This is a genomic window from Rhodococcus indonesiensis (assembly GCF_047782815.1).
Lineage (GTDB): Bacteria > Actinomycetota > Actinomycetes > Mycobacteriales > Mycobacteriaceae > Rhodococcus > Rhodococcus indonesiensis.
The window spans coordinates 4,959,939-4,984,737 of sequence record NZ_CP180630.1 but is presented as its reverse complement, the minus strand read 5'-3'; the positions used below and the strand labels follow the sequence as shown (position 1 = coordinate 4,984,737).

Below are 24,799 nucleotides of genomic sequence, written 5' to 3'. Positions count from 1 at the left end.
TCACCGGCCGTCCGCCAGCGCGCGGACGGCCGGGCTCGCGCTGTGCCGGACGAACGCACAGTCCGAGAGCCGCTCGGCCGCACCGAGGGTGAGCGTCAGATCGACCGAGTCGGCGAGCCGGTAGGGGCGGCTCTCGACGACGGAGCCGAGCGCGCGGCGCAGCCGGGACACCTCCGCCCGCACCGCGACGGCGTGGTCCGGGTCGCCGTAGATGCCGTTGCTGAGCTCGGTGACCGTCATCCCCTCGCGGCCCCGCAGGTGCAGTATCAGCAGGATCTCCGCGTGCCGCGCGGACAGCGCGCTGCGCCACGTCGAGTCCGCGCCGCTGACGACCACCGTCGGCGCGCCGGACAGGTCGAGCTCCATCGTGATCCGCGCCGGGCCGCCGGCGGGCCGGATCAACCAGCCGTGCGCGAGCTGCTCCGGGACGCACATCCCCAGGCCCGGGACGCTCAGGGTGCGGTCGGCGGTCGGTGCCGCGACCCGCTTGGTGGCCGCGACGCCCGACGCGTGCGCCACCCACCCGTGTTCGTCGACGAGCAGCAGCGGACCGCTCATCGAGGCGAGCACCGGCGCCGCGACCGTGCGCAGCCGCTCGAGCCGGTTCTCGTGCAGCCGCCACAGCTGCGCCTCGGCCAGCCGCACCGCCGTCTCCACCAGCGCGCTGATCGTGGGGTGGATCGTCAGCGCCGGGCCGCTGACGTCGACCACGCCGAGCAACTCCCCGGTGCGGGGATCGTGGATCGGGGCGGCCGTGCAGTACCAGGGGTGCTGGGACTGCTCGAAGTGTTCGGCGGAGAACAGCTGCACCGGGGCGGCCTCGGCGAGCGCCGTGCCGATCGCGTTGGTGCCCACGGTCGACTCCGTCCACCGGGCGCCCTCGCTGAACCCCAGGCTGTCCGCCCGGCTGCGAACCTTCGCCGACCCGGCCCGCCACAGCACGATCCCGTCCGCGTCGGTCACCACCATCAGCATGTGCGACGCCTCGGCCACCGAGCACACCACCTGCTCGAGGTCGCCGATCACCCCCGACAGGGGCGAGGCGCGGCGCCGGCGTTCGACCTCGGCGAGCGGCAGCAGGGCGCGGGCGTTGCTGCCGTCGGGGGCGAGACCGGCGCCGAGCACCCGCGTCCACGACCGCGCGACCACCGACCGCGGCCGCAGCGGCGAGCGGCCGCCACCGATCACCGCGTCGTGCATACGCGCCAGCTCGCGCGCGTATCGGTGCAGGTCGGTGCCCGGTTCGATGGCGCTGAAGTTGCCCACGGTCTCCGTCTCTCGTCGGTCGAGTTGTCGCGAGCATATGCCCTCGGGTGTGTCCGGCACCACACCCGGCGGTACGCGCAACGCGCTGCAACGTTTGCCGCGGCGGCGCGCTCGATGTGTGCTGGATCACGCGCCGACCTCGGCAGCGGCGCACCCGGATGATCCCGCGTCGGACTCGGCCGACCAAGATCCGACGCCCGTACAGCGAGGAGATCGACCCATGAAGGCAGCCCGCTTCCACGGCCCCGGGGACATCCGGGTCGAGGACATTCCCGAACCGGCCACCCGCCCCGGCACCGTCAAGGTCGAGGTGGAGTGGTGCGGCATCTGCGGCACCGACCTGCACGAGTACCTCGAGGGCCCGATCTTCGCCCCGCCCGCCGACGCACCGCACCCCATCACCGGCGAGACCGTGCCGATCACCCTCGGGCACGAGTTCGCCGGCGTCGTCGCGGAAGTCGGCGAGGGCGTCGACGATCTGCGCGTCGGCGACCGGGTCGCGGTCGAGCCGTACATCATCTGCGGACGCTGCGACGCCTGCCGCAACGGACGCTACAACGTCTGCGGCACACTGGGATTCGTGGGACTGTCCGGCTACGGCGGCGGGTTCTCCCAGTACGTCGTGGCCGAGCGGCGCTGGATCCACCCACTCGGCGAACTCGGCACCGACGTCGGCGCACTCGTCGAACCCCTCGCCGTGGCCTACCACGCCGTACGCCTGTCCGGAGCGCGACCGAGCCACTCGGCGCTCGTGTTCGGCGCCGGGCCGATCGGGCTCGTCACCACGTCGGCCCTGCGCGCCGCCGGTGTCGACCAGATCATCGTCGTCGAACCCGCCGACGTGCGGAAGAAGAAGGCCGAACCGGCCGGCGCGGACCACATCATCGACCCGCGCGACGGCGACGTCACCGAGCAGGTCCTCGAGCTGACCGGCGGACGCGGCGCCGACGTCTCCTTCGAATGCGCCGGCATCGACGCGGTGCTGAAGTCCGCGATCCTGTCCACCCGGGCGGGCGGCACGTGCGTCAACGTCGCGATCTGGGGCCACGAGGCGTCCGTCGCGATGAACGATCTGGTCTTCCGCGAGGTCAACCTGCTCGGCAGCCTGGCCTACGCGAACGATCATCCCGCGACGATCGAGATGATCGCCTCCGGCAAGGTCGACCCCTACCAGTTCATCACCGGCCGCATCGACCTCGACGACATCGTCGCCCACGGGTTCGAGGAACTGATCTCCAACAAGGAGGAGAACGTCAAGATCCTCGTCCGGCCGTGACGGTCAGTCGTCGTCGCCGTTCTCCTTGTCCTCGCCGCGGCGGCGCAGGAAGTTGAACCCTGGCACGCCGACGATCGCCTGCCGCACGTCCTTCGCCACCCCGAGCAGCTCGTGGATCTCCGGGGCGACGGTCTCGAGCGTGCCGAGGATCGGCATCAGAGCCGTCATCCGGTCCGCGAGCTCGGGCAGCTGATCGAGCAGCACGACCGCCGCGTGCACCTCCTCGGCGCTGAGCTCGTCGATGAACTGGCCGGCGAGTGGCGCGGCCCGCGTCGCCATCGGGGCATACGTGTCGAGCAGTTCGCCCGCCGAGTCGGACGTGCGGCCGGCCGACGCCACCACGTCCTGCGCTCGGTGCGCGACGGTCGCCGCCTCGCCGACCACCGCCGAACTGCTGTCGACGACCTCGCCGACCCTCCCGACGGTCGCGCGGGCGTCGGTGACCACGTCGTCGATCCGCGCGACGATCTCGCGGGCCTCGGTGACGACGCCGTCGATACGCCCCACCAGGGCCTCGGTCGTCTCGAGCAGGTTGACGACGCGGCCGGGGACGGACACCGCGAACTCGGCGACCTCCACGGTCCGGTCCAGGACGAGGCGGGCGGCTCCGATGGGCGCGGCGAGAAGCGACATCATGTGCTCATCCTGCCGGACGGAGGTGCCCGGCCCGCGCGGGGACCGGCGACGGTTCTGGGCGCCGACAGTCTCGACGGCATTCCGAGATCGGCGCCGATCGTCGGGGTGTGACACCGCAGTGGCGGACGCCGTATCGTTTTCGTCACCAGGTCTTCGGGCGAGCATCGGCCGTGTCGACCGGAGATCCGGGAGCGCGTCTCCGCAAGTGGCATTCGAACCTGCCGATTCCGAGCCCGGGCCGCTGCGGTCGCGCGACACTGCGGTCGGGGGCAACCCGCGACGCATTTCGCTCGGATCGGGAGGTAGCAGTGATGAATGTCCTCGACAAGACCACGCAGGTAGTCGTCGGCACCGCCGACGCCACCACCCGCGCCGCCGGTGCCGTCGGCGGCGCCGCCCTGGGCGCACTGACAGGCAGCGTGCGCGGCGCCGCCGAAGGAGCTCGCTCCGGTCTCGGCAGTGGAGCCGAGTCGACGACGACGGCAGCGGCAACGATCGTCGTGCTGGGCGCTACCGGACTGGCAACCGGTATTGCCGCCGCGCCCGTGCTGGCCGGACTCGGCGCCACGGCCCTGGCCATCCGGCTGCTCACACCCCGCCCCACCCCGACACCCGGCGCTCCCACGATCGAGCGTGCGCCGGCGCCGACCCCGGACACCACACCGACCAGCCCCGGCGCGGCCCCGACCGCGGCAGCGGCGAAGCCGTCGGCCGGGAAGCCGACGACGGGGGAGCGACCGGCAAAGAAGGCACCGGCACGGAAGCGGTGATCGCCGTCCTGAGTGCACCGCCGTCCTGAGTGCACCGCCGCGGGGACGGCGTCCGGTGCGCTCGGCTACGTCGCAGGGACGACTGCGACGCCCGGGCTGCCGTCCGTCGCCGCTGCCTGGGCCGGCGAGTCAGGACCTTCGGCGGCGGACTTGGCATGCTCGGTGACCAGGACCTGGCCCACACCGATCGCCACCGCCACGGGCCACTCGATCAGATCCAACGCCACGAGCAGGCCGAGGCCGGCGAAATAGGCGAGTTGTTCGGGCCGGGGAATGCCGAGCCGGCCCACCAGGGGCAGGTGCACCGCGAAGCGTTCGGCGTCGCGGGCCACACCGGCAAGAGTGCGATGGGACTGCCAGAAGGACTGTTCGTCGGCCATGGCTATCTCTTTCGTGAGCTGTGCGTCCTCGGGACGCATCTCCAGGCTTCCATCCTCGATCCTAGGGCTCGCTTTCGGCCGGAGTCGTCGACCATCTGCCGGTTCGGCCGATTTCGCTCGGAGAGGTGGGCTCGCTTCAGACCGCGGCGGACGTAGGGGTGAGCCGTCAGTCGACGTACTGGCCGATCGAGTCGGCGGCGGCAGCGCGAGCAAGCCCCCAATGGTCCGCAACCGATATCGATCAGGGGGATCGAGGGGAAGGGGCCAGCCGCCGCGGCTATAGGTACAATTTTCTGTACAAGGATGGAGGTCGTCATGCGAACTATGAGCTACAGCGAATCGCGCGCCCGGTACGCCGAGGTCTTGGACTCTGTCGTCAACGACCGAGAGGAGATCGTCATTACCCGCTCGGGCCACGAGCCCGTTGTGATCGTCTCCCTGGCGGACTTCGAGTCGCTGCGGGAAACGGCTTACCTGATGCGTTCACCGGCGAACGCTCGACGTCTGCTCGACGCGATGGAACGGCTCGAGGCAGGCGAGGGGCAAGTGCACGAACTGATCGAGGGTGACGACTGACCGTGCGGCTGGTGTGGGACGTCAATGCCTGGGAGGACTACCTGTGGTGGCAGACCCAGGATCGGAAGGTATTGAGACGCATCAACGCATTGGTACAGGACATCCTGCGCAACGGTAACGAAGGAATCGGCAAGCCTGAGCCGTTGAAACATGATTTCGCAGGCTATTGGTCCCGGCGCATTACGGATGAACATCGCCTGGTCTACAAGATCACCGACACAGAGGTCCGCATCGCTGCGTGCCGCTATCACTACGGCCGGTGAGAGGCCTCGGCGAGACTCTCGAACCAGGGATTCGGGCCTGCGAAGCGGCAGCCGTGTTACCGGCGGCTGAGCTGCGATGACGAGGGCCGCTTGTCCCTTGTGAAGCACGGGGAAACCGGCGCACGCTGGACACATGGCAGTCGCACCGAAGGTGGCGGTAGCAGGCGCGGCGGCAGCCGTGGTCTACGGACGCTTCGTGCGCCCGCGGCTCGTGCGGTGGGGCGCCACCGATGAGGAGGTCAGCGGGCCGTTCCCCGGCGCCGATCTGGTGCCCGACGGGGAGAGATCGGGCGCGATGGCCGTCACCATCGACGCGCCGCCGGAACAGGTGTGGCCGTGGCTGGTGCAGATGGGCTGGGACCGCGGCGGCTGGTACTCCTGGGATCACCTGGACAACGCCGGTCGTCCGAGCGCGCGGGAAGTGCACCCGGAATGGCAGGACATCCGGCCCGGCGACCAACTGAAGTACTGGGCGCCCGGGGCGGGACCTCTGGACGCGTACAAGGTCGCGCGGGTCGAGCCGAACCGGTTCCTCGGGCTGTACGGGCTGATCGATCTGCGGGGCGGCGCCCTCGACCCCGGTCAGCCGCGCCCGTCCGCCTATCTGGAAGGACTGTGGGGCTTCCAGCTGAAGGAGCTGCCCGGCGGACGCACCCGCCTCGTCGTCAGTGGGTATCAAGCGGGCCGACCGCGATGGGTCGCGCGCCTCGTCTACTCCGGGATCTTTCCGCCGGTCGTGTGGATCATGCAGGCACGCATGCTGGCAGTCCTCAAGCGCAACATCGAAAATAGCTCGCGGGCAACGGGTTCGAACACGGCAACAGGCGAGGTGCGACGACGTCACTCTCGTGGTCTTTCGTCGGTAGCGGTGAAATGGCGCGGCAGCCTGCACCGCGTCCGGCCCGGCCGGGTCCCGATCCGGGACACCTCCCTCTATGTCGATGTGGTCGGGCAGGGACCTCCGTTGGTGGTCATGCACGGCGGACCGTCGGCGGACCTGTGGACGATGCAGGCCTTCCGGCAGTGCGCGGACCGGTTCACCCTGGTGTTCTACGACCACCGTTGCAACGGACGCTCGATCGGGCCACCCGTCGAAACGATGACGTGGGAGAACCTCACTGCGGATGCCGACGCCCTGCGCGAGCGGCTCGGGTTCGAGCGGTGGGCGGTGCTCGGCCACTCGTTCGGCGGGCAGGTCGCGCTCGAGTACGCTCTGCGCTACCCCGAGCGGGTCACGCACCTCGTGCTGCTCGACACGGGCGCCGACAGTCACTGGGAGCGGCAGAACGCGTCCGAGGTACTGATCGCACGCGGCTACGGCCGGGAGAAGGCGGAGCTGGCGCGGCGGTGGTTCAACGGAGAATTCACCCCCCGCGAGTACTTTTCGATCTTCTCGCAGATCGGGGACGCGTACTTCGACGGCTCCGGCCTCGCCATGCTGGCGCGCGAACTGAGCAGCGGGGCGTGGCGCTCGAGGCCGCGGGCGGAGCCGCTGATCTTCGCGGGCCGGCACCTGATGAGGGACTGGACGGTCGTGGATCGGCTCGGTGAGATCACCGCCCCCACGCTCGTCGTGGCCGGGCGCGAGGACTTCGTGTTCCCGCCGCAGTGCCAACTGGAGCTGGCCGCCGGCATTCCCCATGCGCGCCTTCGGATCATCGACCGTGCCGGGCACAACCCGCACGACGAGCAGACCGCCGAGGTGATGGAGGCGGTGACGGACTTCCTCGGTGGCGGGGTTCCCGGCGGATGACGAATGTGCCCAGGATGAGGCACGTTGCGGAAGCGGACGCCCTGCGGGCGGCTGCCCTCGACCGAGCGGAGACCCTGCGGGTCCCTGTGTTCTTCGGCCCCTTCCCCAACGCTGCCCAGTCGCCATACCCCGATAGACCGTCTCGGCCAGCACTTTCGGCCCCACGTCGCGGGCGACGTGCGGCTGTGCTGGACCCGAACGAACGTGTCGACCCGCGCGATCAGGTGCCCCGCCACCAGCTACGGGGACAAAGGTACTGGTGCCCAGTCGGTTTCGAGCGCGACGAACTCGCGCTCGCAGCGTCCGTGCGCTGACGTCGGACCACGGGAGATGAGCGACGTGGGCCGGTGTGCCTCGGTTACCCTTGCGCACACCGGGAACAGCGATGCACGACGAGCCCCTCGGTGCCGAGGGGCTCGTGCGTCAGGACGTGGACCGGGTGCGGCGGTGCGAGATCGGCGCGACGGAACGTGCGCGCGGTTGCGGATACCCGCGCCTGCCGGGCGTGTGGATAGACTCCACCCTACGGTGCATGACAGCTCTTTCTGTCGTGTGCCCAGACCCCGGTGCGGTGCTGCAACACCTGCCGGGGTCGACCTGTTTTCAGGCCAATGGAGGGATGGTGGCACGACCGGCACGTGCCGTCAACTCGAACGCGCGTTCGGATTCTGGGGCGCGCGTAACGAAATCCGAAGAGAGTCCGGCGCGTCGAGCACGCCCGAGGTGGGACGCCCGGCGATGGTAGGGCGTGGCGTCAATTTTCCGATATGTCCTTCTTGTCGTCGGCGGGTTCACCGCCGGGCTGGTGCTGGCCGCCCCGAGCGTCGACACCTATCCCTTGGCCGACGGGTTGCTGCCCGGCCCGGTGTTCACCTCCGACGTCGCCGCCGCTGCAGCGGGAGCGCTCGCGGCGCTGGCCGTGGCGGCAGCGATTCGCCGGCGCGTGCTCGCGGCCGCCCTGGTCGGCGCGATGGCGGTGGCCGTCGTCGCGCTGCCGGGAGGATGGCGGTTCGACGTGTACGTCGCGACGATCGGCGCGGGCCTGCTGCTCGGCGCGCTCGTCGTGCTGGGCGCCGAGAAGCTGCATACCGCGCTGGCCGGAGCGGTGGTCGCCGGGCTGCTGACGGCCGAGCCGCTCGCGCAGTTCCGGGAGCTGGACTCGGCGCCTCAGCGGTACGCGTCCTATCTCGCAGCGAGCGTTCAGCCGGTCAATGCCGCGTGGCTGTCGCTGGCGATCGTCACCGCCGTCGCGGCGGGGGTGGTGGCGCTGACCGCCGGAAACGACACGGCGCCGGTCGACGCGTCCCGGGCCCGCGGGCGGGAGGTGGCCGTCGGTATCGGTGTGCCGATCCTCGGGGTGGGGCTGTATTGGTCGTTCCACCACGCGCTGTTCGCTCTGGACGACTTCGGGGAGGGTCGGTGGCTGTGGGGTCTGGTGGCGGTGCCGGTGCTCATCGTCGCGGCGCTGTGGCTGCGGGGACGGACGGGGACGGTGCTCCTGGCGGCGACGGCGATGGTCGTCGCCGTGGGCGGCGCCGTCTCGTGGTCGCCGGCCGCGTGGCCGGCGCTGCTGATCGCGCCGGCTCTTGTGGCCGTCGGTGTGTGGCTGGGTCGCCGCAGGCCGATGCCGCTGATCGGGGTCGGTCTGCTCGCGCTCGTCGCGGCTTCCGGGATCTTCGATCGTCCGCCGTGGGACAACGTGAACTTCGCGGCGACGGTCCTCGTGGTGCCGTTCGCCGCGGCGTACACGATCGTCGCGTCACTGCCGTCGACGGCGCCCGTGACCGCCACCTCGCTGGCTCTGCCGGCGGTGCTGGCGCTGCCGCTGCTCGCGCAGTTCGGGTGGACCGCCTACACCCCGCTCACCGAGAACCCAACCGGGTGGAGCCCGAGTGCGTGGGTATGGATGTCGGTGGGTGCGTCGACCGCCGCCGTGCTGGCCTGCGGTGCGGCGATGGCGTGGCTTCGATACCGCAGGGGGAGTGAGGACGCCGGAACCTGATACAGCCGCGGAAACGGACACTGCGAGAATCCGGCCATGCCTGACTCCACGTGCGGATACTTCACCGAATCCGACGGCACGTACCTTCCCACGAAGTACGCCGTCAGCCCCTGGTCGTCGACCATGCTGGCCGGGCCGTGCGTGACCGGCCTGCTCGCCCGGGAACTCGACAAGGATCACGGTCCCGACGGGTTCGTTCCCGCCCGGCTCACCGTCGACCTGTTCCGCCCGGTGCAGAACGCGCCCGTCCGGTTCGAGACGACCCGCGTGCGAGACGGCAACCGCATCCGCGTCGCCGACGCCTACCTGATCCAGGGCGACGACGTCACCGCCCGCGGAACCGTCGTCTACCTGCGCCCGTCCGAGCAGCCGCCGGGCACCGTCTGGACCCGCGACGAGCACCCGACGCCGCCCATCGAGGCGCTCGACGACCCGGAGACGGGATTCGCGCGCACCTGGTTCGGCAGCGACGCGCACCCCGACGGCTGGTCGCAGGTGCGGGCCGAACACCAGAACGCGAGCCGGAAACGCATGTGGTCCCGGCAGATTCCGGTAATCGTAGGGGAGGAGATGTCGCCGTTCGTGCGGACCGCGGTCGTCGGCGAGGGCACCAGCTTCATGGCCAATTGGAGCGACGAGGGCGTCGGCTTCATCAACGGCGACCTCACCCTGACCCTCTCGCGGCTGCCCGTCGGCACCGAGGTCGGCGTCGAAGCTGATCACCACCTCAGCGCCGACGGCGTCGCGGTCGGCACCTCGGTGCTGTTCGACCGGCTCGGCCCGTTCGGGACGGGCGCCGTCACGTGCCTCGCGAACGCTCGTCGTCAGGTGAACTTCGGTTGAGCGGCGCTGTGCCGAGCGCGCAGTTTTCGTGGTAGTTGCCCGGCGAGTCGTCACGAGAACTGCACATCCGAACGAGCCCGTGACTGGCTGCGGGACATGGGCCGCGTGCGGCCTACATCGCCTCAAGTGATAACAAAATCTGTCATCGTGATGTCGTGGCTGTCGGCTTCGGTGACTTCGTTCGCATCCGGCGGGGGATTCTGGGTCTCTCGCAGCGGGAGCTCGCCGAGCGCTCCGGCATCAAGCAACCTCTGATCGCCGAAATCGAGGCAGGACGACGGCAACCGTCCGAGCCGGCCCGTTCGGCGCTGACGGCAGCGCTGCCCGTTCGTCCCTCCGAGGCTCTGGCAGCCCGACGTGGGGAAGTGTGCGAGCTCTTCGCCGAGGCGGGGCTGCCGAGCCCGAGGGTGTTCGGATCTGTGGCGCGTGGCGACGACGACTTCGCCTCGGATGTCGACCTCATCGTGGATTTCAGCGATCGCCACGACATCGTCGACCTTCTCGGGTTGCAGCAAGCTCTGGAAGACATGCTCACCGTGCGGGTCGAGACCATCGACGGGCGAGCCGGGGGGCGCGTGGGGGACCGGGCCCGGGAGGAAGCCGTGGCGCTGTGACGTCGGAGGAGAATGCAGACGAGCGCGTTCGCCGTCGTTTACAGGACGTCGCCGATTTCGCGGCGGATGCGGCCTACACGGTGGGACTCGGTCTGGATGCCTACCTGGAGGACAGTCCCTACGGGCGCGTGCTGCGGAACAACGGCCGGCACATCCTGATCCAGGTGGCCACGATCGTCGAGAAGCTGCCGGAGACGTTCAAGTCCGAGTTCCCCGGCGTCGACTGGGTGGCGATCGGACGGATGCGAAACCTGATCGCACACCACTACGACCAGGTGAACGACCGTCTCGTGTACTCGGCCTTGGCGACGCGGATCCCCGAGCTGAGCGCCACGCTGGGGCATTGAGCTCGGTTCTCCGCCGCCCGCCTCGCAGGCTGGACAACGCCGGACATCGACAACCGTCGCGTTCGTTGTCGATGTCCGGAGCAGGTGTGGAGGGGCGGGCGCAACGCCCTGCGGCGCAACTCACCGGCGGTCGCGACGTCGTCGCTTCGGCACCCGTCGGCGCTCGACGGACTCGACGAACCCCAGGGCCGCGCCGGCGGCCACGGCGACGATCGCCGCAGCTGCCAGGACCTGCGTCGACGCCGTGAACGCGGTGACCGCAACGACGAACACCACCCAGGTCGCGGCGGCCGCCATCGCCTTCGGGTCGGCCCACCGCGACCGACGAGTCGAGCGCAGGTGCAAGCGCTGCCACAACACCCGCTCTGCGGCGTCGCACAACTCCTCCACAGCCGCCCGCGCCGCGGTGACCTCCTCGGCGCCGAACGCCACGAGCAAGGTGCGTACCCAGGTCGAGTCGGTGTGCGCCGGACGGGCCTCGGCGGACAGGAGGGCGAGTTCGACGAGTCGCACCCGTGCCCGGGCGACATCGTCGAGGGCGGTGCGGATCTCGTCGGGGTCGAGCGTCTCGTGCCGCCGCAGCGCGGTCAGCAGGCGACGGTGATCGGCATGCAGTTGTGCGCGCAGGCCCGCCCAGCCGATCAGGTGGTACAGCATCTCCCGGCCGTGCGCACCGACGTGTCCGCCGCCGGTGACGAGGTCGAGTAGCAAAGCCCGGCCGTCCCCGCGTACGGCCACGTCCGTCGCTGCCGGTCGGTGCCAGGCCTGCAATCGTCCGCACGAGCGTGCGGCCGCTTCGGCCAGTGCACCAGCGGGTGGGCAGTCCACCAGCCGGCGCACCGCCTCGCGCCCGTCGCCGGCAACCTCGACCACCAAACCCTCGATCGAGGGTTCGTCGGTGAGGAAAGGCGCGGTGCGGACGGCCACCTGCGCGAGCGGGCGGTACACCTCGGTGTCGGGCAACCGCGTGTCCAGCCGCGGGAACAGGTCCACCAGACTGGCGTCGGCGGTGATCCCGAACGGGGCGAGGAAGGTGTCGAGGGTTCGCCGGAAGCCCGTCTCGGCGCCGTCGAACAGGGGGTCGCTGTGCCAGGTGAGCACGGCACCCGGTGGGTCGGCGGACAGGATCTCGCAGACCAGTACCGGTCCGGCGCCAGGGACCTCCCACAGCGACGCACATGCGCCCGCCGGTCCGTCGTACGGCCGCGAGTGTGCGGCGGAGGCGGGCGTCCCGAAGGTCAGGCGGGTGCCGGGCTCGGTGCGGTGCCGGAGCGCCAGGAGGGCCCCGGGGCGTTCGAGGTAGTCGGTGCCGCCGGCGATCCGGGCCGGCAGAAACGGCTCGGCGTAGGACACGGCGGGTACCGGGGGCGGTACAGGCCGTTCGCCGATGTCCAGGGGTAGGAACATCACCTTCAGCACAGCGGCCCGCACGGGTGTGCTGCCCGGCTCGAGCCGGGCTACGGGCGCGCTCGCAGGGATGCGCATCATGGTTCGGTCATCGCTTTCGACACCGGCCCTACCGGGCCGAGACGACGCTCCGTCCCGGATACATCGGCCGGGACGGAGCGAGGGGAGATGTTCAGTGCGGTGTGCGCGCGTCGGTGGTGTCCTGCAGCGCGACCACGTGCGCCAAGGCATCGTGGAGCCCGCGGCGGTAGCCCGCGGTATGGGTGGACGATCCGACGGTCGCCAGTTCGTTTTCCAGATTGCTGCGAATATTCTGCAGCGCGCGTCTGGTGATTTTCATGCGGCTCGTGCCTTCTGCTCGGTGCTGTCCTTTCTCGCCATCGAAAATCCGGAGCATCGGGCGAGTTCGTCGAGTACGTACAACCGGGCGGTTTCCAGCCCCTGGCGGTATCCCGGAAAATCGATTTCGAGATTCCGGCCTCGCGTCATCATTTCCCCGATATTCCGGTAGAGTGTCTCCAGAGTCGTTGTCGTGGAGTGCATTCGAATGAGTGTCCTGGCTCTGCTCGAGTGATCAGCTCTTGCGCTTGCGGATGAGCTGACCCGCATCCTGAGCCTTGGCGCGTTTTTCCGCGCGGCGCTCCTTCAAAGCGCGGGCGGACTGTTTGGAACTTTTGACGGCGGACTTGGCAGCCATTGTCAATCCTTTCCGAATCGGCAATCGCGAACTCGGCTCGACCATACCCAAAAGAAAAAATAAGTCCACTTCGGAGGTGAGGCGTTCCCACACCCGCGCGTCGCCCGGTCATCCGAGTCGACGATCGTCGCCGCGGATGACCGGCCGGCGCGCGGCTGTTGCCGGTGGACAGCCGACTGCACCGGCAAGGCCGGCGTGATCGGATTCTGCACGGGCGGAGGGTTTGCGGTGCTCGCCGCGGCACCGAACTACGGGATGCTGCCGAGGAACGCGACCGAGGTACTGCGGGGCGCGGCCGGGAAGCTCGAGCGGGTGCTGTCCGAGCGGGTACCCGCTCTCCGGCCGGTCATCCGCTCTGACGATCGTCGCCGCGGATGACTGGGCGGCGAGCGGTTCCCATCGGTGACCTGACTCGAGCGCCGGACGGGTGTCGGCCGCGCCGCACGAGCCTCGTCAACGGACCCGACAGCAGCAACAGCAGCAGCGGATAGTACGACAGCGGCGGAACGGTGACGCTCAGGACCAGTGCGACCAGCAGGAGCGCCGTCAATGCGACGGTCCCCGCCAGATCCGGTGGCGCGGCACCTGCCGTGATGGCCGGGTGCCGGCCGGCGGCCCACGCCGACAGCATCAGCGCCGCCCCGCTGGCCGCCATGGTGCCGATGTACAGCGCGCGTGTCGCGGTCTCGTCGGAGTTCGTGGCCACCAGCGCGGAGGGAAACGGCAGGAAGATGATGGTGAACACCCACAGGAACAGCGCCCGATCGACCCAGGGATCGTCGGCGACGATGTCGCGCACCAGCCGGTGCTGCCCCCACCAGAACCGGAAGATGACGACGAAGCTCAGGGCGAACGCCCCGAGCGCCCCGGCGGCGTCGTGCAGCAGTTCGATCGTCGTCCCCTCGTGATCGGAGGCTCGATCGACGAGCGGCAACACCAGCAGGGTGATCGCGATGGCCACGATCGCGTCGAGGAACGTCAGATACCGTTCGAAGCTCCGGGCCCGCTCTCTCGGTTCCGTCATGGCTCCTCAGCATGGCATCGCGCGTCCCGGCTCGGGGCCGAACCGGTGGTCAGGGCCGCGGGCCCGTGCGGGTCCAGCGGGGCCGATCGTGGCGTGTGGCCGCGGTGCAGCGGCGGCACGGTACGACACCGTGCTCGCCGGTGTCCGCCAGGTACAGCGCCTCGCTCCACGGCACGTGCGGGAACCGGGCGAGGCGGGCACGGGAGAGCGGGACTCCGCACAGGGTCTGATTGGTGCCGGGCGTCCAGGCGTGCGTATCGCCGCGCGGGTATCGGATTCCGTCGTCGTCGTCGATCCACTGGCTCGACGCCGCGACCGCGGGTTCGGTTCGCCTGGCCATGAGTCCGGGTTCCCCAGCCGGGGCGGAGCCACGCACCCGAGGAAAGATGAAGGACCGGCACGCTCGGTCGCCTCACGGCGAAAGGCGCAATGCAGCTCCAGCCGGACGGAACTCTGCAAAGGCAGAAATATTGAGCCCGGGGGACACGGAGCGTGCCGATCCGAACTCTTCAACACGGACCCGTTCCCGGGTATTCCAGCCACACCCCGGTGAACTGCGTCACGGAGCGATCTCACGTTTGCGTCCGTGGAGGCGTCTACCTCGTATACGCCGGATGGAAGGATCGAACCTGTGAACGCGACGCGAACCCACACGGTCGTCGACTCACCGATCGGACCGCTGACAGTGGTGCGGACCGACGGGGCCCTCAGCGGCCTGTACCTCGCCGAACACCGGCACCGGCCCGGCCCGCACGCCTTCGGAGATGCCGCAGCGACTGGCTTCGAGGAGATCGCCGAGCAGCTCGACGAGTACTTCGCGGGCCGGCGCACCGAGTTCACCGTGCCGCTCGAGCTGCACGGGACCCCGTTCCAGCGCCGGGTATGGCAGGCGCTGCAGAGCGTCCCGTACGGCACGGTGTGCACATACACCGAGCTCGCTGCCGCGGTCGGGCACCCCACCGCCGTGCGCGCGGTGGCCGCCGCGAACGGCCGCAACCCGGTGAGCATCGTGGTGCCCTGCCACCGCGTGATCGGTCGCGACGGCACCCTCACCGGGTACGCCGGCGGTCTCGACCGCAAGCGTTACCTGCTCGACCAGGAGGCGCAGGTGACCCGTGCACGCCAGTGACCCGCTGCCCCCGTTCGAGCGGGTCGTCGCCGAACACGGTGGCACCGTCCTGCGGGTGTGCCGTGCGCTGCTCGGTCCCGTCGATGCCGACGACGCCTGGTCCGAGACGTTCCTCGCCGCGCTGCGGGCCTACCCGGCGCTGCGTCCGGGCAGCAACGTCGAAGCGTGGCTCGTGACGATCGCCCATCGCAAGGCCGTCGACGTCCACCGGTCCCGGGCTCGCACGCCGGTACCGGTCGCCGTTCTCCCGGAGCGCCCGGCCGAGGTGGGCATCCCCGCACCCGACGACGACCTGTGGTCCGCGGTCGCCGCGCTGCCGTTCACCCAACGCGCCGCCGTCGTCTACCACCATGTGGTCGGCCTGCCCTACGCCGAGATCGCCACGATCCTCGGCAACTCCACCGACGCCGCGCGCCGCGCCGCCGCCGACGGCCGGGCCGCGCTGCGCCGCCGCTATCCGACGGAGGAACCGTCATGACGCTCGAACCGTCCCCTGTCGACACCGCCGACCTGACCCGCCTGCACGCCCGGCTGACCGCCGCTGCCGCCGACGCCGACCTGCTCGACGTCGCCTACCGCATCGTCGACACCCCGGTGGGGCCGCTGCTGCTCGCCGCCACCCCCGCCGGACTCGTGCGAGTCGCCTACGCCGTCGAGAACCACGACGCGGTCCTCGACCGGCTCGCCGCCGACCTCAGCCCCCGCATCCTGGCCGCGCCCGCGCGGCTCGACACCGCCGCCCGCCAACTCGACGAGTACTTCCGCGGCACCCGAACCACGTTCGACCTGCCGCTCGACCTGAGCCTGGCGCGGGGCTTCCGGCGCGAGGTGATCACGCACCTGCCCGGCTACGGCCGGACCGCGAGCTACGCCGAGGTGGCGGCCGTGGCGGGCAGCCCCCGGGCCGTCCGGGCGGTGGGCACGGCGTGCGCGACGAATCCGCTGCCCGTCGTGCTGCCGTGCCATCGCGTGGTGCGCAGCGACGGCGACCTCGGCCGGTACGTGGGCGGGGTGGAGGCCAAGCGCGTCCTGCTCCGGCTCGAGCTCGCGGCGTGAGCGTCGTCCTGCGGCCGACCGTGACACCGCCGCTGGCCGCGGCGCCGATGCTCGCCGCGCTGCGCGCCCACACCGTTCCCGGCCTCGAACGGCACGACGTGGACACCGGCACGCACGTCCGGTCGGTGCGGGGGCGGCACGGTCCCGCGGTGGTCGCGATCCGGCCCCGCTCCGAGCACGTGTCCGTCCGGATCGGCGCGGATCGTCGCGACCTACCCGAGCTCGAGCAGACGGTCCGGCGGTGGCTGGACCTCGATGCCGACCCGGCCCCGATCGACGCCGCGCTCGGCGCCGATCCGTACCTCGCGCCGATGGTGGCGGCCCGGCCGGGACTGCGCGTGCTCGGAACGACGGACTGGTTCGACACCGCCGTGCAGACCGTGCTGGGACAGCAGGTCAGCGTCGCGGCGGCCGCCACGTTCGCCGGCCGCCTCGTCGCGCGCTACGGCGATCCGGGACGCGACGGTCTGCGCTGCTTCCCGTCGCCGAGTGGGCTCGCGGGTGCGGATCCGCACGAATTGCAGGCGGCGGTGGGGCTGACCGGTGCCCGGGTGCGTACCGTGCTCGTGCTCGCCCGCGCCGCAGCCGACGGTCTGGACCCGTCCGACCCGGTGCGGTTCCGCCGGGACCTTCTCGCGCTGCCGGGAATCGGGCCGTGGACCGTGGATTACCTCGCCGTGCGCGTGCTCGGGGACCGCGACGCCTGTCCCGCCGGAGATCTGGTGCTGCGCAGGGCCCTCGGCGTGGACACCGCCGGTGCGGTGACGGCCCGGGTGCAGCGATGGAGTCCGTGGCGGGCCTACGCCGCGTTCCACCTGTGGACGTACACCGCCTACGGCTCGTCGGCGCCGTAGCAGTCGCGCACCGAGACCTGCATGGGGAACCGCACTTTCGTGTCACCGAACAGCAACCGGGTGGCCGACCCCACCGCGGCGGACAGATGTGCCGTCGCAGTCTCCGGCGTGCGGGTGTGCACCACGATCTCGTCGTGCTGGAAGAAGACGAGTTCACCGGCGTCGTCGGCGGCCAGGCGCAGGCGCAGATCGGCCAGCACGCATAGCGCCCACTCGGCGGCCGTCGCCTGGACGACGAAGTTGCGGGTGAACCGTCCCCGGGCCCGCGCGTCGCCGTGCGTGAAGAAGCCGGCGTCGGGGGGCGGGCACGCGCGACCCAGCCACGAATGCACCACCTCGCCGCGTTCCCCGGCCCGCGCGGCGCGCTCGACGAACTCCACCGCCTCGGGAAAACTCCGCCGCAGCATCGTGAGCAACGCTCGTGACTCGCCGGACGTCGCGCCGTAGAGCACACCGAGCACGGCCACCTTCGCCTTCGCGCGGTCGCCGCCGAACGTGGTCGCCGCCACCGGCGCGTACAGGTCCTCGGCCCCCGCCGCCGTCGTCATCCGCGGGTCGCCGGACATCGCGGCGAGGATGCGCGGTTCGAGCTGGCCGGCATCGGCGATCACGAAAACGTGGCCGGTCTCGGCGATCACGCTCGACCGCAACGCCTTCGGGATCTGCAGGGCCCCGCCGCCACGGCTCGCCCAGCGCCCGGACACCACGGCACCGGGTACATAGACCGGGCGGAACCGGCCGTCGCGCACCCAGGTGTCGAGCCAGTGCCAGCCGTTGGTGCTGTGCAGCTTCGACAGATCCCGGTGCTGCAGGAGCAGCGGCACCGCCGGATGGTCGAGTTCGCGCAGTACCCGTTTGCGGGTGGACGGCACCTCGATGCCTTCGCGCCGGAACGCGTCGAGCACCTCGGTGTGCGAGGCGGGGTTGAGCGCACGACCGAACACCGCACCGATCCTTGCGTTCAGTTCGGTTATCCGAGGCGGCAGCCCGTCGTCGGTGGGGCGTGGGCCGAGGGTGCGCTCGAGCACCTGCCGGTGGGCGTCGGCGGAGAACGGCAACCCGTCGAAGCTCATCTCGGCGGCGGCCAGCGTGCCCGCCGATTCGGCGGCGACGAGCAGTTCGAGCCGGGCACGGCCGCCGAGTTCGGCGCGCTGCCGGGCGAACTCGGCGAGCACCGAGTCGAGGTCGGCGGAGGGGACGACGTCGAACAGTCCCGGACGCTCGTCGACCGATTGCTCCGGTGGTGCGGGAATCCCGGCGCGTACGTTCAGGATCGCGCGTGTCGAGGCGAGGTCGTGACATCGGCGCACGCGGGCTCCGCCGCGCAGCAGTGCGGGGTAGACGGAGGCGGTGCCGGTCCAGATCCACCGCGGCGGGTCCGTCGCCTCGCACCCCCGGACGAATGCCGTGAGGTCGCCGTGGTGTTCGGCCGCGGCGAGCGGTCGTCCGTCGGCGTCGACCGGAACGGTCCATCCGCCGGGCGACTGCCCGCCGGCGGTGTCGGGAACCAGCACGGTACGCACCCGTCCAGTCTGCACCCCGTCCGATTTCATCCCCCGTTTCACCCCGTCGCGGCTGGGCCGGGCGGAAGCGGAACGCTACCTTCGGGACCTGGGACCTCGCTGCTCTGCCCTCGAGGAGCAGCGGGGTCCTGTCTCACGCGTCCTGCGCCGGAACGAGTGCGGGCTCGGCGTCGCTGCGGCGGTGGAACCCGCGCACGTCGTAGATCCGGGTCACCACCGCGCCCAGCACGAGGCCGATCCCGAGGCCGAGCAGGGTCATCAGGACGCCGCGGGTCAGGCCGGCGGGGCCGCTGCCGTCGAAGTACAGGATGGCCCGGGTCGCGATGTACACCTGGTGCATCGGTTCGAAGGTCGACAGCCACGCGTACAGCGGCGGCATCGCCTCGAGCGGCACGGTCCCGCCCGACGACGGCAGACCCAGGATGATGAAGATCAACAGGTTCACCAGCAGTCCGGCGGAACCGAACACGGCCATCACCGAGATCGAGGTGACGCCCACGGCCGTGATTGCGAGGGCCCCGTACTCCCACAGCAGCAGGGCGCGGGTCACCGGCATGCCGAGCAGGGTGGCGATCCACAGGTAGAGCGCCGAGACGATCAACCCGAGGATCACCATGATCGCCCACTTCACGAGTAGCACCCGGAACCGCGACAGATGCGCCGTCTTCCGGTCGACGTACCAGGGCCCGTACTCGGTGGGGACGAATCCGAGGGCGCTGTCGACGAGCGAGTTGACGATGGTGGCGCCGGTGAAGCCCGCGAGGATGAGCAGCAGCGTGTAGTAGAACGCGGACAGGCCCAGCCCGGTGCCGTCGGGCAGTGGCTTGTGCTCGACGAAGCGGACGTCGATGGGATCGGCCAGCGTCAACCGGCTGCCGCCGGACAGCTGAAGATCCGGGGCGCTGGTGGCGAGGGTGTCGGTGACCGTGGTGGTGAGTTGCTCCCCGACGGTGGTGTTCACGGTGGTCAGGGCACGGTCGGCGATCGACTCGACGATGCCCTTGCCGAAGGTGCCGGTGCGGGGGTTGGTGTAGACGGTGATGATCGGCTTCTCGATGTCGCCGGGGATCACGCTGCCCTGCGCGAGGATGGACGTGCGCTTGGTGAAGTCGCTCGGGATCACGATCGCGCCGTAGAGCCGGCCCGAGTCGAGTCCCGAGATCGCCCCGGAGATCCCGACCTGCTGCAGGTCGATCTCCGCTGGATCGACCCCGTCGGCGACGGCGGCGGTGATCTCGGCGCCGAGATTGCGCTGCTGGTCCGAACCGGGCAGCACGTCGCCGACGTCCTGGTTGACGATGGCGACCGGGAACCTGTGCAGATTGTCGGCCGGATTGATCATGCTGCCGATGTAGAGGGCCGCCAGGGCCGCCATCACAGCGGTAACCACGACGACCGGCGCGAGCCAGAAGCGGGGGCTGCGCAGGGTGCCGGCGTGCGGGTCGGCGCTGATCTCCGTCGAACTCATTCCAGGCCTTCCGTGATGCGTGGAGTCGGTGCGGTGCCCTTCAATTGTGCACGCACGTGTTCAGATGTGGGGCCTTGTCGGCCTCCTCGTGGTACGAGACACGAAACGGGCACGCGCGCGAGGCATGTCACTTCCGGACTGTAGGGTGCCCCGCGGAACAATTCGATACGGGGGGATTTCATGGGGGGAATCGTGCGCGTAAGCCGGGCGTCCGTCGCGAAACGGGCGGTGCCGGTGCTCACGTCGTTGCTGCTGCTCGTGGGCTGCGGCGGCGGGAGCCGGGATCACATCGCCGCAACCTACGAGCATCGGGAGACGCGGGGAGGCGTCGAGATCTACCACTCGCCGGATCCGGTGCAGGTGACGGTCGAGGCGATCGTGCGCAGGCAGGAGCCGACCGCGCAGACGGTCGATCGCGGCCGGTGGGAGCTGCGATTCCCCGGTGACGTCGTGACCGTCGAGGCCGCGGCCGAGGGCGGCAGCACAGTCACCGTCCGGGACCTCGACCGGCGACCGCGCCGGAGTCTGCTGCAGCGGCTGGGGGCGCTGTTCGGGTCCGACTCGTCCGGAGCGGGGCACCGGCCGGGATCCGAGCGAGGGGTGAGGTAGGTGCGGCACTACACCGCTCTGGATCGGACCCGTTCGACGGTGCCGGAGTACTTCTCCGCGGAGGATCCGAGATGCTGCTCGGTCACTCGCGGCACGCGCCGGCCGCCCGGACATCACGTTCAGTGGAGAAAGCGGATCGTTCCTCGATAATCGTGCAAAGCAATGGGTTCGAGATAGGATCGGAAAGCGGTTCAGCGAGCGGGCAGTCGAGCAGCATCGGAAGCCCCACCTCGTCCAGGGCGGTTCACGGTCACGGGCCTGCGCGATCCGGGTGCTCACCAGGGTCGGGTGCTCGCCGGGGCAGCGGGTACGGTGCCCGTGTCGGCGTGCGGGTCACCCAGAGCCCGGCGCCGAGTCGACATCTGGCGCCTGGCGTCACGGTTCGGTCGGGGCGAGCGCGTTCCAGAATCGGTCGGGCACCGCGGGCCAGTCGTCTCGCCACCGCCCGGACTCCCGGTCCGCCCGCAAATCCTCGAGCAGCGCCGTCAGGTATGACCCGCCGTCGAGTAGATAGCGCACGATGCCGAGGGTGGCGCACTGTGCGGTGATCGTCGCGAGCAACTTCTTGGCTTCGTCGGTGCGGCCGGCCGCGGCGAGGGTGTTGACCAGCAATCGTCGTGCCTGCAGCAGCGCCCGCGGGCGGTCGGCGTCGTCGAGCATGTCCACCCATTCCTGTGCCCAGGTGCACGCCAGCTCCCTCGACGCCGGCGTGCCGTCGGCGAGCAGTGCCCAGATGGCGACGGTCTCGTCGAGTTGGGCGGTGATCGCCTCGATTCCGTGCACCGGCCGGCGCCGCTGCGGATGGGGGATCGGTGGGGGTGGGGGAATGCCGACGGTCGGGGGCAGCCCCAACCGCACACGTTCGTCCTCGATCCGGGCCCGAAGCCGGGGCAGCGCCAACGTGTGCGCGGCCCGGGCGCCGGCATCGAGGCGCTGCGCGGCCGCGCTGCGATCGCCCCGTAGTGCCTTGATCCGGGCGCCGATCGCGTACCGGGCCGCCTTGAACTCCACGGCTCCGCCTTCGGAGCCGAGCAGGTAGGCCTCGTCGAGAAGCCGTTCCGCCTCGTCGAGGCGGTCCTGCTCGTAGCGCAGTTCGCCGAGCAGTGACCCGGCGAGCCGTGCGGTGAGCGAGTGTCCGTCGCCCGGGTTGCGGGCTACCCGCACCGCCTGCCGGAACTCCTCTTCGGCGGTGGCGATGGCGAGTCGTTCGTGCGCGGCGATGCCGAGACAGCAGTAGCCGAGCGTCTGGGCATACGGCCCGCGGTTGCGGGCGTGGTAGGGCGCGGCCCACTGCTGGAGCCGTTCGGTCGCGTCGAAATCGAACCGGTAGATCGCGGCCAGGCCGGCAAGGTTCGCGGCCGCGGAGACCACCCAGGGGGAGAGCGAGTCGGCCCGGTTCAGGGCGGGGCGGACCACCTCGTCGATGGTGTCGAAACGGTCGCATCGGGCCGCTACGACGGCGCGCACCACCCCGACCTCGGCGCGCAGGTCCTCGGTTTCGTCAGCGGTGAGAGGGGCGGTGGTGAGGAGGGATTCGACGGTATCGAGGGCCTGCTCGGCGGGGCGAACGCGGTTCGACAGGATGGTGGTCCATGCCAGCATCAGTTGCAGGCGGGGGCGTGTGGACAGCACCGCCGGAGGTAGCTTGTCGAGCAGCGCCAGCGTGGAGGCCACGTGGGCGTGCTCGAGCAGGCTCGTGCCGTGCTGCTCGACCAGGTCGACGGCCATCTCCTGCTCGCCTGCGGCCTGGGCGTGGGTCACTGCGTCGCGGATGACCCCGTGCTCGGCGAACCACCGGGCCGCGGTGCGGTGCAGCTGTGTCACGCGTTCGGGGTTCTCGCGTTCGATCCGGCGTTGCAGGTACTCCCGGAACAGGTGGTGGTAGCGAAACCAGGTGCGGTCGTTGTTTACTCGGCGCAGGAACAGGCCGCGGTCCTCGATTTCCTCGAGCATCGACTGGCATCGAGTGTCGCCGGTGAGAACGGTCGCCAATTCTGCGGAGACGTATTCGCAGATGCAGGTGGTGAGCAGGAACTCGAGAATTCGGGGTTCGAGGGTGTCGAGGACGTTCTCGGCGAGGTATTCCCCGATGACCTGGTGGCGTCCGGTGATGCCGTGGATCAGGTCTGCCGGATCGTCGCTGTCGCGCAGTGACAGCGAGACCAACTGCAGCGCGGCCACCCAGCCGCCGGTTGCACGGGTCAGGGCGTCGATGTCGTTGTCGGTCAGGGGCAGTCCGGCCAGCTCGACCAGCAGTTGTCTCACCTCGGGGGCGTCGAACCGCAGACTGGCCGCGTCCATCTCGATCAGCTCGTCGCGCAGCCGTAGGCGGCTGAGCGGCAGTCCGGTGCGTGCCTGGCTGGTCACGATGATCTGCAGGTGACGGGGGTCGGCGTTGTCCAGTAGGAACGTCATCGCAGCGACGGTCGCGGGGTCGGAGACCCGGTGCCAGTCGTCGATGATCAGGGCGATGTGCTCCCCGGACTGCTCGATCTCGTTGATCAATGCGGTGAGCACATACTGGGTGGCGTCGTCGCCGTACTCCTCGAGGACTGCGTCGAGGTCCTGGGCCAGGGCCGGCCGCACCTGCCGGAGGGATTCGACCAGATGCGCCAGGAGCCATACCGGCTTGTTGTCGTCGCTGTCGACGGACAGCCAGGCCACCTGGACGCCGGTGTCGGCCAGTTCGCGCGACCACTGTGCGGCCAGGGTGGTCTTGCCGAAACCCGGCGGGGCGGTGATGGCGGTCAGGGTGCGCCGCCCGCCTGCGCGCAGCAGCTGCAGCAGACGCTCGCGGTTCACCAGGGGGCGGGTCGCGGTCGGTGGGCGCAGCCGTGTGGCGGGCACCGGTGGGGTCAGCCGGCCGGATCCGGTTCGCCGCCGGTGGCCGGTGCCGGTGGTGGCGCGGGGGTGAGTGGCGCCGGGGGCGGTGGGCTCGCTGGTGTCGGGTACCGGTAGCTCGTCGACCAGCAGCCCGTGGTGTTGCTCGACTGCCCGTAACTGTTCGCCGAATTCGGCGGCGGTGCCGGTGCGGGCGGTCGGGTCTCGGTCCATCGCGCGCGCGATCACCTCGCCGACGTCATCGGGGATGCCGGTGCCGGCGTGCAGGTCCGGGGCCGGGCCGCCGGTGATCCGCAGGAACTGCGCGACCACCGATTCGCCGCGGCGCCGCTCGTACGCCGCGTGTCCGGTGAACACACAGAACAGGGTCGCGCCGAGGCCGTACACATCGGCCGAGCGGGATGGGGACTGGCCGGCAAGCACCTCCGGGGCGGTGAATGCCGGGGATCCGGTGACGGCGCCCGCGGCGGTCTCGAACCCTCCGGCGATCCGCGCGATCCCGAAGTCGGTCAGCTGCGGCTCCCCGTAGTCGGTGAGCAGGATGTTGGCCGGTTTCACGTCTCGATGCAGCATGCCCATGCGGTGCGCGGTTTCCAGGGCGCCGGCGATCTTGACGCCGATCCCGAGTGCGTCTTCCCACCCCAGCGGGCCCTGGTCTCGGATTCGGGCCTCGAGGGAGTTGCGGCGGTGGTATTCCATCACGATGTACGGCTGACCGGATGCGGTGGCGCCGACCTCGTGGACGGTGACGATGTTCGGGTGTCCGGACAGCCGCCCCATGGCGCGTTGCTCACGTAGGAAGCGTTCGAGGTTGTCGGGGTCCGGTTCGGCGGTCAGTACTTTGATTGCCACGGTGCGATCGAGGGCAGGCTGTCGGCATCGGTAGACGACGCCGAAGCCGCCGCGGCCGATCTCGTGGACGTCCTCGAACCCGGCCGTGATCAGTTCGGCCACGATGGGCGGCGGGTTCTCCCGCTGCGTGGCCAACGGATCGATCTCGGCCATCGGTTGCCTCGTCCATAGCCGGTTTGTTCGAATGACCCCACCATCATATTCCCGGGGGATCTGAGGTGGAGTGATCGTCAATCGACGACCGATGGCCTCTCCACTGAGGGAGTGGGTGTTGTGGCTCGACCAGACGACGACGGGGGCTACTACGCCTCCGCACTCGCCCGGTCCGGCGTTGACGTGGTGGAACACCGAGGACCGGATGCCATGAGTTCGGCGAAGCCGCGCACGTGCGGATCTGCCCGCCCTCGGCGCGAACATCGGCGCCCTCGGTCGGCAACTGGCCTTACCCACGGTCGATCTGCAGCTCGTGTCCCGCCTTGCCACGACGATCCGGGACACCCTCGCCCCGCTGGCCGATCGGCTCGACTCGGGCGCCGCCAACGCGGCCCCCACCGCCCCCGCCCGGAGTGGGGCCAAGCCGGACCGGCGCGGGCGGGCGCGATACGGCGGAGCA

At 70.4% G+C, this 24,799-nt stretch carries 25 protein-coding genes; 14 read left to right on the top strand and 11 right to left on the bottom strand.

Annotated features, from left to right (window positions below; genetic code table 11):
- Positions 1-1,266 carry a GAF domain-containing protein gene (locus ACM26Y_RS22830; RefSeq protein WP_040274623.1) on the bottom strand — a complete coding sequence of 422 codons (1,266 nt, stop codon included), beginning with the start codon at positions 1,264-1,266 and terminating at the stop codon, positions 1-3.
- Positions 1,267-1,486: 220 nt separating this feature from the next.
- Between ACM26Y_RS22830 and ACM26Y_RS22825 the strand changes: the two genes are divergently transcribed.
- Positions 1,487-2,542, top strand: coding sequence for a 2,3-butanediol dehydrogenase (locus tag ACM26Y_RS22825; RefSeq protein WP_010595688.1), 1,056 nt, complete (start codon positions 1,487-1,489; stop codon positions 2,540-2,542).
- Positions 2,543-2,545: 3 nt separating this feature from the next.
- On the opposite strand, the gene ACM26Y_RS22820 is transcribed toward ACM26Y_RS22825, so the two are convergent.
- Positions 2,546-3,178 (bottom strand): ribulose 1,5-bisphosphate carboxylase large subunit, encoded by a 633-nt coding sequence (locus ACM26Y_RS22820; RefSeq protein ID WP_416062055.1) that lies wholly within the window; start codon positions 3,176-3,178, stop codon positions 2,546-2,548.
- Positions 3,179-3,489: 311 nt separating this feature from the next.
- Here ACM26Y_RS22820 and ACM26Y_RS22815 point away from each other — a divergent pair, with 311 nt between their 5' ends.
- Positions 3,490-3,948 (top strand): hypothetical protein, encoded by a 459-nt coding sequence (locus ACM26Y_RS22815; RefSeq protein WP_416062054.1) that lies wholly within the window; start codon positions 3,490-3,492, stop codon positions 3,946-3,948.
- 65 nt (positions 3,949-4,013) lie between these two features.
- Here the strand turns inward: ACM26Y_RS22815 and ACM26Y_RS22810 are convergent, their stop codons facing one another.
- The gene (locus ACM26Y_RS22810; protein WP_416062053.1) at positions 4,014-4,328 is read right to left on the bottom strand and encodes a hypothetical protein; all 315 of its coding nucleotides are present in this window, start codon (positions 4,326-4,328) and stop codon (positions 4,014-4,016) included.
- A gap of 315 nt (positions 4,329-4,643) precedes the next feature.
- On the opposite strand from ACM26Y_RS22810, the gene ACM26Y_RS22805 reads away from it, so the two are divergent.
- The 7 genes from ACM26Y_RS22805 to ACM26Y_RS22775 all read left to right on the top strand — a co-directional run bounded on the left by ACM26Y_RS22805 (position 4,644) and on the right by ACM26Y_RS22775 (position 10,726).
- Positions 4,644-4,904, top strand: coding sequence for a type II toxin-antitoxin system Phd/YefM family antitoxin (locus ACM26Y_RS22805; RefSeq protein WP_003934441.1), 261 nt, complete (start codon positions 4,644-4,646; stop codon positions 4,902-4,904).
- A 2-nt stretch (positions 4,905-4,906) separates the two neighbouring features.
- Positions 4,907-5,167, top strand: a complete 261-nt coding sequence (locus ACM26Y_RS22800) for a Txe/YoeB family addiction module toxin (protein WP_054372088.1) — start codon at positions 4,907-4,909, stop codon at positions 5,165-5,167.
- A gap of 133 nt (positions 5,168-5,300) precedes the next feature.
- On the top strand, positions 5,301-6,920 hold the full coding sequence (locus ACM26Y_RS22795; RefSeq protein WP_416062052.1) for an alpha/beta fold hydrolase: 1,620 nt from the start codon (positions 5,301-5,303) through the stop codon (positions 6,918-6,920).
- Positions 6,921-7,668: 748 nt separating this feature from the next.
- Positions 7,669-8,922 (top strand): hypothetical protein, encoded by a 1,254-nt coding sequence (locus tag ACM26Y_RS22790; protein ID WP_416062051.1) that lies wholly within the window; start codon positions 7,669-7,671, stop codon positions 8,920-8,922.
- A gap of 36 nt (positions 8,923-8,958) precedes the next feature.
- The gene (locus ACM26Y_RS22785; RefSeq protein WP_416062050.1) at positions 8,959-9,765 is read left to right on the top strand and encodes an acyl-CoA thioesterase domain-containing protein; all 807 of its coding nucleotides are present in this window, start codon (positions 8,959-8,961) and stop codon (positions 9,763-9,765) included.
- Positions 9,766-9,920: 155 nt separating this feature from the next.
- Positions 9,921-10,379, top strand: a complete 459-nt coding sequence (locus ACM26Y_RS22780) for a helix-turn-helix domain-containing protein (RefSeq protein ID WP_416062049.1) — start codon at positions 9,921-9,923, stop codon at positions 10,377-10,379.
- A complete protein-coding gene (locus tag ACM26Y_RS22775; RefSeq protein WP_416062048.1) occupies positions 10,376-10,726 on the top strand; it encodes a DUF86 domain-containing protein in 351 nt (116 codons plus the stop codon). Before ACM26Y_RS22780 ends, ACM26Y_RS22775 begins: the two co-directional genes overlap by 4 nt.
- A gap of 120 nt (positions 10,727-10,846) precedes the next feature.
- On the opposite strand, the gene ACM26Y_RS22770 is transcribed toward ACM26Y_RS22775, so the two are convergent.
- The 5 genes from ACM26Y_RS22770 to ACM26Y_RS22750 form a co-directional block, all read right to left on the bottom strand.
- Positions 10,847-12,214 (bottom strand): hypothetical protein, encoded by a 1,368-nt coding sequence (locus ACM26Y_RS22770; protein WP_416062047.1) that lies wholly within the window; start codon positions 12,212-12,214, stop codon positions 10,847-10,849.
- Positions 12,215-12,305: 91 nt separating this feature from the next.
- Positions 12,306-12,473, bottom strand: coding sequence for a hypothetical protein (locus ACM26Y_RS22765; RefSeq protein ID WP_416062046.1), 168 nt, complete (start codon positions 12,471-12,473; stop codon positions 12,306-12,308).
- A 234-nt stretch (positions 12,474-12,707) separates the two neighbouring features.
- Positions 12,708-12,830 carry a hypothetical protein gene (locus ACM26Y_RS22760; protein WP_255325546.1) on the bottom strand — a complete coding sequence of 41 codons (123 nt, stop codon included), beginning with the start codon at positions 12,828-12,830 and terminating at the stop codon, positions 12,708-12,710.
- A 346-nt stretch (positions 12,831-13,176) separates the two neighbouring features.
- Positions 13,177-13,854, bottom strand: a complete 678-nt coding sequence (locus ACM26Y_RS22755; RefSeq protein WP_416062045.1) for a TMEM175 family protein — start codon at positions 13,852-13,854, stop codon at positions 13,177-13,179.
- 49 nt (positions 13,855-13,903) lie between these two features.
- Positions 13,904-14,194 carry a hypothetical protein gene (locus tag ACM26Y_RS22750; protein WP_416062044.1) on the bottom strand — a complete coding sequence of 97 codons (291 nt, stop codon included), beginning with the start codon at positions 14,192-14,194 and terminating at the stop codon, positions 13,904-13,906.
- Positions 14,195-14,485: 291 nt separating this feature from the next.
- On the opposite strand from ACM26Y_RS22750, the gene ACM26Y_RS22745 reads away from it, so the two are divergent.
- Genes ACM26Y_RS22745 through ACM26Y_RS22730 form a run of 4 tightly spaced genes read left to right on the top strand, consistent with a single transcriptional unit; the run spans position 14,486 to position 16,893 of the window.
- On the top strand, positions 14,486-14,983 hold the full coding sequence (locus tag ACM26Y_RS22745) for a methylated-DNA--[protein]-cysteine S-methyltransferase (protein ID WP_416062043.1): 498 nt from the start codon (positions 14,486-14,488) through the stop codon (positions 14,981-14,983).
- On the top strand, positions 14,970-15,461 hold the full coding sequence (locus ACM26Y_RS22740) for an RNA polymerase sigma factor (RefSeq protein ID WP_003934429.1): 492 nt from the start codon (positions 14,970-14,972) through the stop codon (positions 15,459-15,461). The genes ACM26Y_RS22745 and ACM26Y_RS22740 overlap by 14 nt, the downstream gene beginning before the upstream one ends.
- A complete protein-coding gene (locus tag ACM26Y_RS22735) occupies positions 15,458-16,039 on the top strand; it encodes a methylated-DNA--[protein]-cysteine S-methyltransferase (RefSeq protein WP_003934428.1) in 582 nt (193 codons plus the stop codon). Before ACM26Y_RS22740 ends, ACM26Y_RS22735 begins: the two co-directional genes overlap by 4 nt.
- Positions 16,036-16,893 carry a DNA-3-methyladenine glycosylase family protein gene (locus tag ACM26Y_RS22730; protein WP_416062042.1) on the top strand — a complete coding sequence of 286 codons (858 nt, stop codon included), beginning with the start codon at positions 16,036-16,038 and terminating at the stop codon, positions 16,891-16,893. The genes ACM26Y_RS22735 and ACM26Y_RS22730 overlap by 4 nt, the downstream gene beginning before the upstream one ends.
- On the opposite strand, the gene ACM26Y_RS22725 is transcribed toward ACM26Y_RS22730, so the two are convergent.
- Together ACM26Y_RS22725 and ACM26Y_RS22720 are read right to left on the bottom strand one after the other, a co-directional pair.
- Positions 16,872-18,446: a bifunctional 3'-5' exonuclease/DNA polymerase gene (locus ACM26Y_RS22725; protein ID WP_416062041.1), complete on the bottom strand. Its 1,575-nt coding sequence runs from the start codon at positions 18,444-18,446 to the stop codon at positions 16,872-16,874. The genes ACM26Y_RS22730 and ACM26Y_RS22725 overlap by 22 nt on opposite strands.
- 103 nt (positions 18,447-18,549) lie before the next feature.
- The gene (locus ACM26Y_RS22720) at positions 18,550-19,884 is read right to left on the bottom strand and encodes a YhgE/Pip domain-containing protein (RefSeq protein ID WP_054372112.1); all 1,335 of its coding nucleotides are present in this window, start codon (positions 19,882-19,884) and stop codon (positions 18,550-18,552) included.
- Positions 19,885-20,076: 192 nt separating this feature from the next.
- Between ACM26Y_RS22720 and ACM26Y_RS22715 the strand changes: the two genes are divergently transcribed.
- Positions 20,077-20,493, top strand: coding sequence for a DUF4247 domain-containing protein (locus ACM26Y_RS22715; protein WP_371383768.1), 417 nt, complete (start codon positions 20,077-20,079; stop codon positions 20,491-20,493).
- A gap of 375 nt (positions 20,494-20,868) precedes the next feature.
- On the opposite strand, the gene ACM26Y_RS22710 is transcribed toward ACM26Y_RS22715, so the two are convergent.
- A complete protein-coding gene (locus ACM26Y_RS22710) occupies positions 20,869-24,339 on the bottom strand; it encodes a protein kinase domain-containing protein (RefSeq protein ID WP_416062040.1) in 3,471 nt (1,156 codons plus the stop codon).
- Positions 24,340-24,799 lie beyond the last annotated feature (460 nt).

Coding starts and splice junctions, on each gene's coding strand:
- ACM26Y_RS22785 (WP_416062050.1), top strand. CDS start 8,959: ATGCCTGACTCCACGTGCGGATACTTCACCGAATCCGACGGCACGTAC.
- ACM26Y_RS22815 (WP_416062054.1), top strand. CDS start 3,490: ATGAATGTCCTCGACAAGACCACGCAGGTAGTCGTCGGCACCGCCGAC.
- ACM26Y_RS22725 (WP_416062041.1), bottom strand. CDS start 18,446: ATGAAATCGGACGGGGTGCAGACTGGACGGGTGCGTACCGTGCTGGTT.
- ACM26Y_RS22770 (WP_416062047.1), bottom strand. CDS start 12,214: ATGATGCGCATCCCTGCGAGCGCGCCCGTAGCCCGGCTCGAGCCGGGC.
- ACM26Y_RS22710 (WP_416062040.1), bottom strand. CDS start 24,339: ATGGCCGAGATCGATCCGTTGGCCACGCAGCGGGAGAACCCGCCGCCC.
- ACM26Y_RS22760 (WP_255325546.1), bottom strand. CDS start 12,830: ATGGCTGCCAAGTCCGCCGTCAAAAGTTCCAAACAGTCCGCCCGCGCT.
- ACM26Y_RS22765 (WP_416062046.1), bottom strand. CDS start 12,473: ATGAAAATCACCAGACGCGCGCTGCAGAATATTCGCAGCAATCTGGAA.
- ACM26Y_RS22820 (WP_416062055.1), bottom strand. CDS start 3,178: ATGATGTCGCTTCTCGCCGCGCCCATCGGAGCCGCCCGCCTCGTCCTG.
- ACM26Y_RS22735 (WP_003934428.1), top strand. CDS start 15,458: ATGACGCTCGAACCGTCCCCTGTCGACACCGCCGACCTGACCCGCCTG.
- ACM26Y_RS22755 (WP_416062045.1), bottom strand. CDS start 13,854: ATGACGGAACCGAGAGAGCGGGCCCGGAGCTTCGAACGGTATCTGACG.
- ACM26Y_RS22825 (WP_010595688.1), top strand. CDS start 1,487: ATGAAGGCAGCCCGCTTCCACGGCCCCGGGGACATCCGGGTCGAGGAC.
- ACM26Y_RS22795 (WP_416062052.1), top strand. CDS start 5,301: ATGGCAGTCGCACCGAAGGTGGCGGTAGCAGGCGCGGCGGCAGCCGTG.
- ACM26Y_RS22810 (WP_416062053.1), bottom strand. CDS start 4,328: ATGGCCGACGAACAGTCCTTCTGGCAGTCCCATCGCACTCTTGCCGGT.
- ACM26Y_RS22750 (WP_416062044.1), bottom strand. CDS start 14,194: ATGGCCAGGCGAACCGAACCCGCGGTCGCGGCGTCGAGCCAGTGGATC.
- ACM26Y_RS22805 (WP_003934441.1), top strand. CDS start 4,644: ATGCGAACTATGAGCTACAGCGAATCGCGCGCCCGGTACGCCGAGGTC.
- ACM26Y_RS22720 (WP_054372112.1), bottom strand. CDS start 19,884: ATGAGTTCGACGGAGATCAGCGCCGACCCGCACGCCGGCACCCTGCGC.